This window comes from Cobetia sp. 3AK (assembly GCF_029846335.1).
GTDB classification, from domain to species: domain Bacteria; phylum Pseudomonadota; class Gammaproteobacteria; order Pseudomonadales; family Halomonadaceae; genus Cobetia; species Cobetia marina.
In genome coordinates, this window is the sequence record NZ_JARWKR010000005.1 from 364773 (window position 1) to 380950 (window position 16178).

Here is a 16178-nt window from a genome sequence, read left to right on the forward strand (position 1 = left end):
GCCATTCACATGGTCATGGACATCATGACCATGCACCTGAGGTGACCGCTGACAGCGAAAGGCGGGTCATGCTGGCGATGTGGCTGACCGGCGGGTTCATGCTGGCGGAAGTCGTCGGCGGACTGGTGGCGGGCTCTCTGGCCTTGCTGGCGGACGCCGGCCATATGCTCAGTGATACCGTGTCGCTGGCATTGGCGTGGGGAGCGTTTCGCCTCGGACATCGCGCAGCGACCCGCAAGCTGACCTTCGGCTATGCGCGTTTCCAGGTGCTCGCCGCGTTCGTCAATGGCCTGACATTGCTGGTCATCGGTGTCGCGATCGTGATGGCTGCCCTCAAGCGCCTGTGGCTGCCGTCTGAGGTGCTGGCAGGGCCGATGCTGGCGATTGCCGTGCTCGGACTTGTCGTCAACATCGCGGCATTCTGGATATTGCACAAGGGAGATCAGGACAATCTCAATCTCCGCGGCGCCCTGTTGCATGTCATGGGCGACCTGCTGGGTTCCGTGGCGGCCATCATTGCCTCGCTGGTCATCATGACCACCGGCTGGAATCAGGCCGACCCGTTGCTGTCGATGCTCGCAGCGGTACTGATACTGCGCGGTGCCTGGTCGCTGGTGAAACGCTCGGCGCATACCTTGCTGGAAGGGACGCCGGAGCAACTTGACCACGAGGAAATCCAGGCGGGTCTGCTGACACTGGAGGGAGTGGATGGCGTGCATGATCTCCATCTGTGGGGCCTGACGCCTCAATCCCCGGTTGCCAGCCTGCATGTGGTGGTGACCGATACCGGCATTCCCGGTGAGGTGCTTGAGCGGGTCCAGGCCTATCTGCTCGATACCCACGCGATCTCGCACGTCACGGTGCAGCTGGAAGGCGAAGCCTGTCTGCAGGGCTGCGTGTCTCGTTGATGGAGACGGCTGACGGCACGCAGACAGGACAAGTGATGCCGGCGCTCGTGCAGAGCCTGGGAGCCTTCTGACGCAAGACGCCCCGCTGAAAAGCGGGGCGTTGTTGATTGCAGCCCATGGGCTGCCTGACGTCGCGACATCGATGCCTCGAGAGCTCAGTGCTCAAGGACGTCGATGACGTGTCACCTCAGTGCTTGGCGACATAGACGGTGCGGATGTTCATGAAGGCACCGAAGCCATATTCGCTCTGCTCACGACCATAGCCGCTGCCTTTGACACCGCCGAAGGGCAGTTGGGCGAAAGGCGTGGTCGGGCGATTGACGAAGCTCATGCCGGCTTCCAGCTGACGCGAGACACGTTCGCCGCGCTCGTCGTCCTTGGCCACCACCGTGCTGCCCAGACCGTAGGGGCAGTCGTTGGCGAGCTCGATGGCATGCGCCTCGTTCTCCGCGACCACCACGGAAGCGACCGGGCCGAACAGCTCTTCATTGAAGGCTGGATTGCCCTGGGTGACGTTGGTCAGTACCGTCGGCGGATACCAGGCACCCTCGCGATCCGGAATTTCGCCACCGCATTCCAGCTTGGCGCCAGCCTTGATGGCACGCTGCACCTGATCATGCAGGTCATCGCGCAGGTCCTTGCGTGACATCGGACCGATGTCGACCCCTTCGCTGAGCGGGTCATCCATGCGCATGTCCTTCACTTTCTCGATCAAACGTCTGGAGAAGTCCTCGGCGATCGACTTGTCGACGATCAAGCGCTTGGAGGCGGCACAGCTCTGGCCGGTATTGTCGAAACGTCCGGCGATGGCGAGATCCACCGCGCGCTCGATGTCGGCGTCATCCAGCACGATCAATGGATCGATACCTCCCAGTTCCAGCACGCTGGGCTTGAGCGCCGCACCGGCCTGCTCGGCGACCTTGCGGCCTGCCTCTTCGCTGCCGGTGAGGGTCACGCCCTGCACGACAGGATCATTGATGATGTCTTCGATCATCTCCGAGCCCACCGGCAGCCAGGTGAAGACGCCATCTTCGAAACCGGCCTCGTGGAACAGCTGGGTGATCAGCTCGGCACAACCCGGGACGTTGGAGGCATGCTTCATCAGGCAGACGTTGCCACCTGCCAGTGCCGGGGTCGCGAAGCGGATGACCTGATAGAGCGGATAGTTCCACGGCATCACGCCCAGCACTGCGCCGATGGGGTCCTTGACGATCTTGGCTCTGACGGCACCCTCGACGTCGCGCTGCTCGGTTTCCATCAACGTGGGCAGGTTGTCGGCGTAGAAACGCGCGATGCTGGAGGAGATCTGTGTCTCGCTGATGCCCTGCTGATACGGCTTGCCCATCTCATGGGCGATCAAGGTGGCAATGTCCTGCTGGCGCTGATCTATCAGATCTGCCAGTGCGTGCAGACGTTTCGCACGTTCTTCCAGCGAGAGCTGACGATATTGCGGATAGGCAGTGCGCGTCTGTTCCAGTTTCTGCTGAACCTCGTCCTTGCTCAGCGTGGCGTATTCATTGAGAACCTTGTCATTGGCCGGATTGGTCGCGGTCAGTGTCTTGTTGCTCATCTTGCCTCCCTATCTGGGTGCTGGTTCAGCGAGTGGCCGAGCGGCGAATATCACATGAGCGACATCGACCTTGGATCAGCCACCTCATTGGCTACACGACAAGAACTGGAGATGCCGCCGCTGACCTTCAAGAGCCGAGGTGATCGATCTGGCGTCATCTCAGTGTTGCCATTCGAGCACGCGCGTCCCCCTTGAAACGTCACAGGCTGCGTCCATCGAGCCTCGCAAGCCTGCCGCACGGGCTGCCAGCATGCGACAATGGCCCTCTGGTGTCCGGGCGCGGGAAAGCGTCTCCCCCCGGGCCATCGACATGAGTGCAAGCGTCACAAGGAAGAGGAAGTCAGCGTGTTCAACAATATTCTGGTGGTGTGTACCGGCAATATCTGTCGCAGTCCGGTCGGTGAGGCACTGCTGAAGCAAGCGTTGCCGGGCAAGACGGTTCACTCGGCGGGTGTGGGCGCATTGGTCGATCATCCTGTCGAACCCACGGCGGCTAGATTCGCTCTCGAGTCCGGTCTGGAGGTTGATGGGCATCGTGCGCGGCAGGTATCGGTTGAGATGTTGACGGCGGCGGATCTGATTCTGGTCATGAGCGATGGTCATCGTCGTGCCATCAACCAGATGGCCCCGCAAGTCAGTGGCAAGACGATGATGTTCGGCCGCTGGCTGGCGGGGGGCCAGGGCGAAGAGATTCCGGATCCCTATCGCAAGAGTGAAGAGGCCTTCCGGCACGCGCACCAGAAACTCGTGGACGCTGCGGCGCTGTGGGTGAGTAAACTCGGTTGATGTCTAGATTACGTATGTAAGAGAGTGTTTCGAGAGTTGTTGACAAGTAAGAGGAAGGGGCGCCGTAAGATTGCGGTCCTTCCTTTTTTTGTGCATGGAAATGCCTTTGTTGCACAGGCAATTAGCATTTCATCAATTTTTTTGTATATTCTATATCTCTTAAGCCATATAGATGCCTCAAGGTTCTCAGCCTCGCAGAAGGTCCTTTGTTGCGGGTTTTTGCTACGAACTGTATATTTTTGTTACCAGTCGTCTCATCACAATTACATTGGTGCCTTCTCTCATGCGCGAACTCGACCTCCAGGCTCTTGAGCCTCGTCTACTGTTGGATGCTGCTGCTGCTGTCACTGTCGCCGAGAGCGCCGACGTTTCGGCTGATGGCGACTCTCAGGCAACTCTCTCTGGCACGGAGGATGAGAGCTATTCGCTGTCGAGCTTGAGCGTGACGGATAGCGGGGATACCGATGAAGATGGAAATTCGGATGAGTACAAGCTTGAGCTGACGCTGGATGACGATGCCATCGCCGCCGGCGCTGCGTTCAGTACTGGTGGCACCAGTGTAGAACTTGAGGGTACGGCCGAAGAGATCAGTGCTGCGCTGGCCGACTTGTCCGTGACACCGGGTCAGGATTACACCACTGATATCACGCTGAGCATGACCCTCACCGAAGATGGAGAGGCGCGTGATAGCTTCGACTTCGTGGCTACACTGAGTGCGGTGAATGATAACCCGGTTCTCGTTGACCCGAGTGCCACGGTCACCGAAGAGGGCAGCTATACCTTCTCCATGGAAGCGCTGGGGTTGAGTGACCCGGATGTCACCAGTGGAGAGCAGAGTTATGATCAGCTGATCATCGAGATCGATACTCTGCCGACCAACGGTACGCTGACCTTCAAGGGCTCGCCAGTGGCGGTGGGTTCCACCTTCGATGCCACCCAGCTGGGCCAGTTGGTCTATACCCAGGATGGGAGCGATGTCGCGGCGGGAGATACTGACAGCTTCGCGATTTCCGTTGTCGATGGTGCTGGCGGTACGGCCAGCAGCACGCTGAACATAGCTCTGGAACCGCTCAACTCCGCGCCGAGCATTGAAGGCGAGCCTGTCCAGTTCGAAGGCGAAAGCACCTCACTGGGGCTGACCTATTCCGACGAGGAATCCGCACATGCGGACGCGGCTGAAAACGCCACCGTTACCATTACCGATTTCGGTAATCTTGCCGAGCGTGGAACCTTGTTCCTGGATGTCGATGGTGATGGTGAGGTGGATGCTGACGAGATCATCGATAGCCAGGATTCCGATTACGCTACCTTCAACGCCGACCAGTTGGAACTGCTGTCCTTCGCCCACGATGGTGATGAGCCCGATGCCGTCTCGCCATATTTCACCATTTCGGTCACCGATGCCGGTGGCGGTGAAGTCTCTGGTGCCGAATTGACGACGGTGCGCACCGTCGATATCACCATTCTCGAGAATGATGATGACCCGACGCTGACGCCCAGCACGGTTGCGTTGGATTCCACTGCGAACGCCGATAGCACCGTCGCCATCACTACGGCTTCCTTGAATGCCGAAGACCCTGACAGCACCGCGGCGCAATTGGCCTATTCCATTGCGACAGAGCCTACCTACGGTCAGATTCAGCTCAACATCGGGACGCAGGCCTCTCCGCAGTGGATTGAGCTGATTGCGGGGACAACCTTTACGCAGGAACAGATCGATGATGGGCTAGTGCGTTATGTCCAGACCGAAACGGCGCCCGAGGGCACGACCAGTGATACTGGCTTTACCTTCACGCTGGTGGACTCCGAGTTCAAGGCATTCGATGAAGCCGGCGATGCCGGTACCTGGGGTGGTGTTGCTACTCCAACTGTTGGCACCTTGACCTTTACCGTTGACGACGGAGACGGCGGCGAGGGAGTAGATCCACTGGCTGAAATCGCTTTCGTGCCTACCAATACTGGCCTGGCGGTGAACGAGGCGATCTCCTCCACCGAATCCACTACCATCACCAATTCAGACCTGCAGTATTCGGTCACGGCTGGGGCCTATACCTTCCCGACCAACCAGATCGTCTACACCGTGTCTTCGCTGCCGGAGAACGGTACGCTCTATGTCGATGGTGTGGCACTGAATGCCTATGGCAGCTTCACTCAGGCGGACATTGACGCAGGTCTGGTGACCTTCCTGCAGGATGGCAGCGAAGACCACGATTCCAGTTTTGCCTTCATCGTTACCAATGGTGGTGACTTCTCTGAATCCGATACCTTCTCCCTCTCTTCGACGCCAGTGAATGATGCCCCTGTCGCGGGTGACTCCACCGTCGGTGTGCTGGAGCAGACCGACGATATTCTCGACTCTGATGGCAATATCGTCTCTGAGGGCAACGATGGCATCGTCTATCTCACCGAAGAGGATGTGGTGTTCTCGGACGTGGATGACAGTGAAGAGGGGCTTGATGGAGAGGGAGAGGTCGATGATCTGTGGTTCCAGATCAGCACGACGGAACTCAGCGGCGGCATACTGGAAGTCTGGAATGGCAGCTCATGGGAGTCTGCCTCTTCGGATGTGTGGTATTCCCGGGACCTGCTGACGACGTCCGCTGATGGCGAAGACAGTGGCCTGCGTTATGTCCATGCCGGTGGAGAGCAGGTCGATCAGGATGATGCGACCAACAGCGACATCATCGACAGCTTCGATTTCATCGTGCGTGATGACCTGGATTCCCCGGACAACTTCTACGATACCGTCACTACTGACCCTGCCGATACGACGGCTGAAACCGGCAACGTCTCCAATACCGGTACCGTGACCATCGAGGTCACGCCCTTCAATGATGCCCCGCTCATCCCGCTGACTGCAGACGCAGATGATCAGACCGTCGTGGATTCTGATGGTGTCTCGAGCACCTCTGCCAACAATGTGCTGACGCTCGGCGAGGGTGAATCCTCCGTCATCAGCAACAGCCTGCTGCAAGCGGTTGATAGTGATAACACCACCAATCAGTCCACCTACGTTCTCACGTCGGTGCCGGATAACGGCACTTTGACCTTGAATGGCAAGGTGCTGCGTGTCGGCAGTTCCTTTACCCAGACCGATATCGACAATGGCCTGCTCAAATATGAGCACGATGGCGGTGAGACCCGAGCGGATGACTTCACCTTTACCGTCAGTGATGGTCCGCTGACGACCCAGGAAGCCACCTTCAGTATCGAGATAGCTCCGCTGAATGACTCGCCGGAGATCACCTCGGCACAACCTGACGACAGGCTGATTCCATCAGGTGCGCTCGAGACACTTTCACTTGCGGGAGCCTTCACGGTAGGAGACGTCGATATCCTGGACAGCGAGACGGGTCTTGGTGTCGATGAGGGCGAAACCGACAGCATTACCGTCACCTTGACCCTCAAGGACGAGAATGGCGATGTCGTCCCTGTCACGGATGCGTTGCTGACGGCCTTGCCGACAGGCAGTGATTCTACCGTGACCACTGATGGCAATACTCTGGTGATCGAGGGAACGCTGTCTGCCGTGCAGTCGTCGCTTGATTCTCTTGAAGTCCAGATGGTGCTGACTGGTGAGGCCGGAGACTTCGATGAGCGCTGGACCGTCGAGGCTGTCGTCGATGATCGTCTTGATGACGGCTCCTTGAATGGCGGCGACACCAATCAGGACAATGAGACGATCGGTGACGACTTCAATACCGCGACCGCGAGCATCGAACTGTGGGTGTCAACCGTCAATGACGCGCCGGTGGTGACGCTGCCGGATACTGACGGTCTGACCGTGACTGAAGACGGCGGCTATCAGAATATCGGCACCATCACGGTGACGGATGCTGACAGCTTCGATACCGATATCACCGTCGTACTGAGCGTCCCGAATGGCACGTTGCAGATCACGGATGCGGGTGATGTGACTGTCAGCAACGATGGCACTGACACCATCACCCTGGTGGGAACTCAGGAAGAGCTCGCGACCGCCTTGGCAAACGTCCAGTACCAGCCGGATGCCAATGACAATGGCACCGTCGCGCTGACCGTCACCGCGACGGATACCGACCTTCATGGTGACAGCACCGCTCTCACCACGGTCGCCACCTCAGATATCACCATCACTGCCGTCAATGATGAGCCGGTACTGACCTCCACTACGCCGGTGCAGACGATGGATGATGGTCAGCCCCTGACCATCACTGGCGTGACAGTCTCTGATCCTGATGACTCCGCTCAGGATGTCTTCAACGACGTCCAGACCATTACCGTCAGTATCGATGAATCCGGTGCGCAGGGTGCGCTGAGCATGACGGATGGTATCGTCAGCGCTGATGGCACCGAGGTGACGCTGACCGGCACTCTGGATGACATCAACGACGCACTGGCAACGCTGGTCTTTACTGCTGATGACACTGATGCCGATGCGACGGCCACGCTCAATTTCAGTTTCAGTGATGATGGTAATGGTGATCAGGCAGTGCTGACAGCCCTGACCGCGACTGCCGCCGTGACCATCAACATCTCCGGCACCAACGATGCACCGACCATCTCTGCCCCGACTGGTACAACCACCGTGGTCGAGGATGGCAGCCTCACGCTGTCAGAGCTCGGAGTGACCCTGGATGATGCCGATGATTTCGGTGCTGACAACCTGACGCTGACGCTGACGGTGGAGCACGGCACCTTCAGCAATGGCACCAACACCATCACCTTCACGGGTACCGTCGCATCGCTTCAGGCCTCACTGGATAGCGAGGTCTATACTCCCGCAGCCGACTTCTATGGTGAAGATACCCTCAGCATCGTGTTCAATGACGCCGGCAATACCGGCCAGGGCGGTGCACAGATAGCGACCCGTGATATCACTCTCGCGGTGACACCGGTCAATGATCGTCCGCTTGCCGCCGGTACAGCGGAAAGAGTGACCTCCGTTGCAGAAGACACCGCGGCTGAAGATATCGCCGGCACGGGTCTCTATGCGCTACTGGTCAATCAGTACGATGACACCACCGATGATCAGACCGATGAGAATGGCAATACCGATGCCACCACCGAGACTGACCTGAGCTACGTTGCCATCACTGGCAACAGCTCTGACAGTGACCAGGGCACCTGGCAGGTGCTGGTAGGTACTGAGTGGGTCGATGTCCCGACGGATGTGTCTGACAGCAGTGCACTGGTCGTCGCTGCAGATGCCGATATCCGCTTCGTGCCCGCCGATGATTTCAATGGTGAGCCGGGCGCGTTGACCGTTCGCCTGGGCGATAACAGTGATACCGATATCGACACCAGTGATTCCGCGACTGACCTGTTTGACTTGAGCGATGATGCCAATGGCAATCTCGGTGATCAGACAGGCGTCTGGTCAAGCCGCACCATTGCCATCAATACCAGCATCACTGCCGTCAATGATGCCCCGACGACACCTGATGACAGTGTGATTCTCGCGGCCATCAATGAAGACGATACCGATCCGGCTGGCGCGACCGTCGCTGATCTGGTCGGGGACAATTTCGATGACGCCTCCGCCGATGATCAGACTCAGGAGGCTGTGTCGGGTGGCAGCTCTGCCAATGCGCTGGCGGCTATCGCCATCACCTCCAATCCTGCTGACGATAGCGAAGGGACCTGGCAGTACTCCACCGATGGCGGTGCTAGCTGGACCGATGTCCCGGCTGATGTCAGCGCCAGCAATGCGCTGGTGCTGTCGGCGACTGACTCTGTGCGCTTCCTGCCGGCGGAGAACTACCACGGTGATCCGGCTGGCCTGACCTACGTCGTAGCCGATGATAGCAGTGCTATTACTGAAGCCACCGTGGACGTGTCCACCTTTGATGAGACCGGCATCTGGTCCAGCGTGGCCGATGCCGACACCCTCAATACGACGGTCAATGCGATCAATGATGCACCGGTGCTCACTGGTAGCACGGCGCCCCAAGCCTTTGCCATCTCTGTTGCAGAGAATGATGGCGCAGGCACCGGCAGTGCCGAGGTAGCGTTGGTATCAGGCGCGTCGCTTTCGGATGTCGATACTGCCTTGGTCGGCGACAACTTCGGTGGCGGCACCATCACGGTCAGCATCGATGCGGCGACGGATGCCGATGTGTTCTCGGTCGATGATTCTCTTGATGGCTTCGCCAGCGCGACTCTGGTCAACGGCACCCTGACGGTGACGCTCGACTCCGGTACCACGGCAGCTCAGGTCTCGGCATTGATCGATTCACTGACCTACCAGAACACCAGCGATGATCCCGACACCGACACACGCGCCTACACCGTGGTCGTCAATGACGGCAACAATGATGGACTGGCCGAAATCGACGGCGACTCGCTGGCCAGCAACACGCTGACCGGCTATCTGAAAGTCGTCGACAACAACGACGACCCGGTAGCCGTGGCGGATGCCGACTCAACCGATGAAGGCGTCGCGCTGTCCACCGCTGACACTACCAGTCTGCTCGACAACGACACCGACCTGGACACTCCCACTGCCGACTTCACCATCACTCAGGTGAATGGCAACACTGCCGGAGTCGGTAGCGCTGTCTCGGGCAGCACCGGTGGATCCTTCACGGTCAACGCCGATGGCACCTGGAGCTTTGATCCGGGCGCCGATTTTGATGGCCTTACCGATGGCGAGAGCGCCGTCACCACCATTACCTATCAGGTCAGCGATGGCGAGGGTGGTGTCTCTACCGCCACTGTCAGCGTGACAGTCAATGGTGTGGATGACATTCCCACGCTGACCCCGGACACCGGCAATGTCACCGAAGACACCAATGTGTCAGCGGATGATGAGCTGACCACCAGTGGCACGCTGGATGCTGGCACCGGTGGCGACACCGGGGAAGACAAGTTCAGCGCTGAGACCGTGACCGGCACCTACGGCGAACTGACTGTCGATGCCGATGGCAACTGGACCTACAGTGCCGACAATACTCAGTCTGTCATCCAGCAGCTCAACCTGGGTGCCACGCTGACGGATACTTTGACGGTCACCAATGCGGACGGTGTCACCCAGACCACCGTCAGCATCACCATTACCGGCGTCAATGATGCACCGGTCGCTGTGGCGGATACTGGCACGACCGCAGAAAACGCTGATCTGAGCGTCGCGGCTGCCGCTGGCGTGCTGGCCAATGACATCGATATCGATACGGGCTCCACCAGCACTGTCAGCCAGGTCGCGGGGTCTAGCTCTGGCATAGGCACCGCTGTCGCCATGACGGGCGGTGGCACTGTCGCCATCGCTGCAGATGGCAGTTATGTCTTTGCGCCGGGCACCGACTTCGATGATCTCGCCGTGGGTGAGGCTGCGACCACCACCGTTGCCTATACCGTGCGTGACGACAACGGCGCTGAATCCAGCAATACCCTGACCATCACTGTCATCGGTGCTCAGGATGCTCCTGAAATTGCCGTGGAAGGTGCTGACAGCGCAGCGGAATCGTTGACCGAAACGAATGCATCGCTTGCGACCTCCGGCACCCTGTCCGTGAGTGATCTCGATACCACTGATACCGTGACTGCCAGTGTCACCACGGTAACTGCGGACGGTGACGCGGATACTCTCGACAATGCTGATCTGCTGGGCATGTTGAGTGTCGATGAAGGCACCCTCGTGGATGCTGCCAGCAATGACGGCACTCTCAGCTGGAGCTTCGACAGCTCAAGCGTCGAAGGTGAGGCCTTCGATCATCTGGCGGCAGGGGAAAGTCTGGTGCTGACCTACACCGTCGAGGTGGAGGACTCTCAGGGAGGGACGTCCCAGCAAGACATCACCATCACCATCAACGGCACCAATGACGCGCCTGTCATCGCCCTTGAGGACGGCGACAGTGATTCCGCTGCATTGACGGAAAGCGATGCGCCGCTGAGCACGTCCGGCACTCTCTCGGTGAGTGATCTCGATACCACGGATGAAGTGACGCCGAGCGTCGAATCGGTTGCCTCCACCGGTGATACCAATGATCTGACCAATGCCGAGCTGCTGAGCATGCTCAGCGTGGATGCGGATGCGATCATCGATGACGCCAGCAACGATGGCACCCTGACATGGGAATTCGACAGCAGCAGTGTCGGGGGTGACGCCTTCGACTACCTCGCCGTCGGCGAGACCCTTGAGCTCGCCTACACCGTGCTGGTGACCGACAGCGAAGGCGCGACGGCCGAACAGGTCGTGACCATCACCATCACCGGCAGCAATGATGCACCGCAGCTGGTAGCGGGTGAGCAGCCGGAGAATCAGAGTGGCAATGATGGTGAAGCCATCACGCCGTTCATCGTTGCCGACGCTTTCAATGACATCGATAACGATGCGGACCTGACTTACTCGGCTGCCAATCTGCCTGACGGTATCGAGATTGATCCGACCACCGGTGAGATCAGCGGTACCTTGTCTCCCGATGCCTCGATTGGTGGTGACAACGATGACGGCATCTACACCGTCACGTTGACTGGCACTGACGAGAATGGTGCCACCGTTACCACGACCTTCACCTGGACTGTGGCCAACGTCGCCCCGCAAGCCTTCGACAACACTGCTGAGCTTGATGAAGGCGTTGCCATCAGTGATACCAGCACCACCACCGGTAATGTGTTGAGCGATGGCGACACCAATGGCGATGTGGATGTCGATGGCGGCAACGACACGGATACGCTGATCGTCAGCGCAGTGGGCGCCGGCGCCAATGCCGGGACTGACACGACAGCGGGGTCTGCAGTCACTGGCACCTACGGCAGCGTCACCATCGCCGAGGATGGCAGCTATACCTACACCCTGGACAACACCAACGCGGATGTTCAGGCGCTGGCCGTCGGCGAAAGCCTCAACGAGACCTTCACCTATCAGATCTCTGACGGCCAGGGTGGCTTCGATACCGCGCTGCTCACCATTACGACCAACGGCACCAATGATGCGCCGGTCATTGCCATCGAAGGGGATGACGCCGCAACCGCCGCGCTGGATGAGTCAGATATTGCGCTGAGTGCGACGGGTACGCTTTCTGTCAGCGACCTGGACACCAGCGATACAGTGACGCCGAGCGTCACGGCCGTCGCCTCCAGCGGTGATACCAATGACCTGACCAATGCTGAGCTGCTTGCCATGCTCAGCGTGGATGCTGATGCGATCATTGACGGTGCCAGCAATGACGGCACTCTCAACTGGGCATTCGACAGCAGCAGCGCTGATGCGGAAGCCTTCGACTATCTGGGAGAAGGTGAGACGCTGGTACTGAATTACACCGTGTTGGTGACAGACAGCGAAGGGGCGACTGCCGAGCAGGTTGTCACCATCACCATCACTGGCAGCAATGATGCGCCGGTGCTCTCTGCGGACCCGGATGACCAGCCGGAAGATCAATCCAATGTCGACGGTGAGGCCATCACGCCCTTCACGGTGGCTGACGCCTTCACGGACATCGACACCACCGCGACGTTGACCTACAGCGCTGACGTGCTGCCGGATGGCTTGTCCATCGACTCCGCTACCGGTGAAATCAGCGGCACCCTGACCAGCGATGCCTCTCAGGGCGGTGTGGAGGGTGTCTACACCATCACGCTGACCGCTACGGATGAATTCGGTGCAGATGTCAGCACCACGCTGACCTGGACCGTTGCCAATGTCGATCCTGTCGCCGAGAACGATGCTGCCTTCATTGATGAAGGTGTCGCCAGCAGCGATACCAGCGACGTCACCGGCAATGTGCTGGGCGCGACTGGTGCCGGTGCCAATGATGAGGCCGACAGTGATGGCGGTAACGATGATGATGCTCTGATCGTCAGTGGTGTCGCCTTCGGTGCAGTGCCGGCCGCGTTCTCGTCTGCGGGTGACAGTGTGTCCGGCAACTATGGCTCCGTCGTCATTCTGGACGATGGCTCCTATACCTACAGTCTCGACAACACCGATGAGGACGTTCAAGCGCTCGCGGTCGGTCAGGTGCTCAGTGAGACCTTCACCTATCAGGTATCTGATGGACAGGGTGGCTTCGATACCGCCTTGTTGACCGTCACCATCAATGGCACCAATGATGCCCCGGTCATTGCCCTGGGCGGTGATGACAGCGCGGAGGAATCTCTGACCGAGACAGACGATACCCTCGCCACGTCTGGCACCTTGTCAGTCAGTGATCTGGATACCTCGGACAGCGTCACGCCGAGTGTCGAATCCGTGGCCACGACCGGCGATGTCGATGGCCTGAGCGATGCCGACCTGCTGGGCATGCTCTCCGTCGATGCCGATGCGATCATCGATGGCGTCAGCAATGATGGCACCCTGAATTGGGACTTCGATAGCTCGAGCGTCGCTGGTGAAGCCTTCGATCACCTCGCCGTCGGCGAAAGCCTGGTGCTGGATTACACCGTCCTCGTGACTGACAGCCAAGGTGCGACCGACGAGCAGGTCGTCTCGATCACCATCAATGGCACCAACGATGCACCGATCATTGCCATCGAAGGTGATGACTCCGTTTCCGCTGCACTGACCGAGTCTGACATACCGCTGAACGCGACCGGCACGCTTTCCGTCAGTGATCTCGATACCAGCGATGAGGTCACTCCGAGTGTCGCCTCTGTCGTCTCCACCGGGGATACCAATGATCTGACCGATGCCGAGTTGCTCGACATGCTCAGCGTGGATGCTGATGCGATCATCGATGCTGCCAGCAATGACGGTACTCTCACCTGGACGTTTGACAGCAGCAGTGCTGCGGGCGAAGCCTTCGATCATCTCGCTGTCGGTGAGACGCTCGAGCTCGATTACACCGTGGTGGTCACCGACAGTCAGGGCGCGACCGCCGAACAGGTCGTGACCATCACCATCACCGGTACCAACGATGCGCCGGTGCTGGTGGCGGATGAACAGCCGGCGGATCAGAGCGACAACGATGGCGATACCATCACGCCGTTCTTCGTGGCGGATGCCTTCACTGACGTCGACAACGATGCCGTGCTGAGCTTCTCTGCGGATAACCTGCCGGACGGAATCGCGATTGATCCGACCACCGGTGAGATCAGCGGCACGCTGTCTCCGGATGCCTCCATCGGCGGTGACAATGCTGATGGCACCTACACCGTCACCCTGACCGCGACGGATGAAAATGGCGCCACCGTCACCACGACCTTCACCTGGACCGTGGCCAACGTCGCGCCGGAAGCCTACGACAATGTGGCGGACCTCGAAGAGGGCGTCGCGACTGGCGATACCAGCACCACCACCGGCAATGTCCTGACCGATGCGGAACCGGATACCGACACGGATGGCGGCAATGACAGTGATGCTCTGATCGTCAGTGGTATCGGTGCTGGCGCCAACGCCGGGACTGCGAGTGCCGTTGACACTGATGTGACTGGCACCTACGGCAGCATCACCATTGCAGAAGATGGCAGCTACACCTACACGCTGGACAACACCAACGCGGATGTTCAGGCGCTGGCTGTCGGGGAAAGCCTCAACGAGACCTTCACTTACCAGATCTCCGATGGCCAGGGCGGCTTTGATACCGCGCTGCTCACCATCACCATCAACAGCACCAACGACGCCCCGGTCATCGACATTGATGCGGATGACAGTGCATCCGCAACCTTGACGGAAACCGATGCGACTCTGAATGCCTCTGGCACCTTGTCGGTCAGTGATGTCGATACCACCGATGAAGTGACCCCCAGCGTCGCCTCCGTCGTTTCTACCGGTGACACCAATGGCCTGAGCAATGCTGAACTGCTGAGCATGCTCTCTGTTGATGCCGATGCCATCATCGGTGACGCCAGCACCGAGGGTACGCTGAACTGGGAGTTCGACAGCAGCAGTGTTGAAGGTGAAGCCTTCGATCATCTCGCTGTCGGCGAGACGCTCGAACTCGATTACACCGTGTTGGTCACCGACAGCCAGGGCGCGACGGCCGAACAGGTCGTGACCATCACCATCACCGGCACCAACGATGCGCCGGTGCTGGTGACTGACGAACAGCCGGCAGGTCAGAGCGACAACGATGGCGATACCATCACGCCGTTCTTCGTCGCGGATGCCTTCACTGACGTCGACAACGATGCCGTGCTGAGCTTCTCTGCGGACAACCTGCCGGACGGTATCGCGATTGATCCGACCAGTGGCGAGATAAGCGGCACGCTGTCTCCGGATGCCTCCATCGGCGGTGACAACGATGACGGCATCTACACCGTCACCCTGACCGCGACGGATGAGCATGGCGCCATTGTCACGACGACCTTTACCTGGGCCGTGGCCAATGTCGCGCCGGAAGCCTACGACAACGTGGCGGACCTCGAAGAGGGCATCGCAACCGGTGATAGCAGCACTACCACCGGCAATGTCCTGACCGATGCGGAACCGGATACCGATACGGATGGTGGCAATGACAGCGATGCTCTGATCGTCAGTGGTATCGGTGCAGGCGCCAACGCCGGCACTGCCAGCGCAGTGGATACTGAGGTGACTGGCACTTATGGCAGCATCACCGTCGCTGAAGACGGCAGCTATACCTACACGCTCGACAACACCAACGCGGATGTTCAGGCGCTGGCTGTCGGAGAAAGCCTCAACGAGACCTTCACTTACCGGTGACACCGATGGTCTGAGCAATGCCGAGCTGCTGGGCATGCTGAGTGTCGACGCCGATGCCATCATCGATGGCGTCAGCAACGACGGCACGCTGAGCTGGACCTTCGACAGCAGCAGTGTCGCTGGCGAAGCCTTCGATCACCTCGCCGTCGGCGAAAGCCTGGTGCTGGATTACACCGTGGTTGTCACCGACAGCCAGGGTGTGACCGCCGAGCAGGTCGTCAGCATCACCATCAACGGCACCAACGATGCGCCTGTCATTGCCATTGAAGGCGACGACAGTGCGGCCGAGTCGCTGACCGAGACGGATGACACCCTGACCACCGCCGGCACGCTCTCCGTG

5 protein-coding genes are annotated in these 16178 nt (G+C 59.3%); 4 read left to right on the forward strand and 1 reads right to left on the reverse strand.

Translation table 11 applies throughout. From position 1 onward, the window contains the following. Positions 1–68: 68 nt before the first annotated feature. Complete coding sequence (locus tag QD228_RS09755; protein ID WP_279875415.1) at positions 69–908, forward strand: cation diffusion facilitator family transporter; 840 nt, start codon at positions 69–71, stop codon at positions 906–908. Positions 909–1095: 187 nt separating this feature from the next. On the opposite strand, the gene QD228_RS09760 is transcribed toward QD228_RS09755, so the two are convergent. Next, positions 1096–2478 (reverse strand): NAD-dependent succinate-semialdehyde dehydrogenase, encoded by a 1383-nt coding sequence (locus QD228_RS09760; protein WP_279875416.1) that lies wholly within the window; start codon positions 2476–2478, stop codon positions 1096–1098. 345 nt (positions 2479–2823) lie between these two features. Here QD228_RS09760 and QD228_RS09765 point away from each other — a divergent pair, with 345 nt between their 5' ends. From QD228_RS09765 to QD228_RS09775, 3 genes are all read left to right on the forward strand, one after another. Continuing rightward, positions 2824–3264: a low molecular weight phosphotyrosine protein phosphatase gene (locus QD228_RS09765; RefSeq protein ID WP_254696498.1), complete on the forward strand. Its 441-nt coding sequence runs from the start codon at positions 2824–2826 to the stop codon at positions 3262–3264. Between the two features lie 442 nt (positions 3265–3706). Then, positions 3707–15838, forward strand: coding sequence for a VCBS domain-containing protein (locus QD228_RS09770; protein WP_279875418.1), 12132 nt, complete (start codon positions 3707–3709; stop codon positions 15836–15838). Positions 15839–15872: 34 nt separating this feature from the next. Then, the coding region (locus QD228_RS09775; RefSeq protein ID WP_279875420.1) for a VCBS domain-containing protein at positions 15873–16178 on the forward strand (306 nt) is incomplete at its 3' end.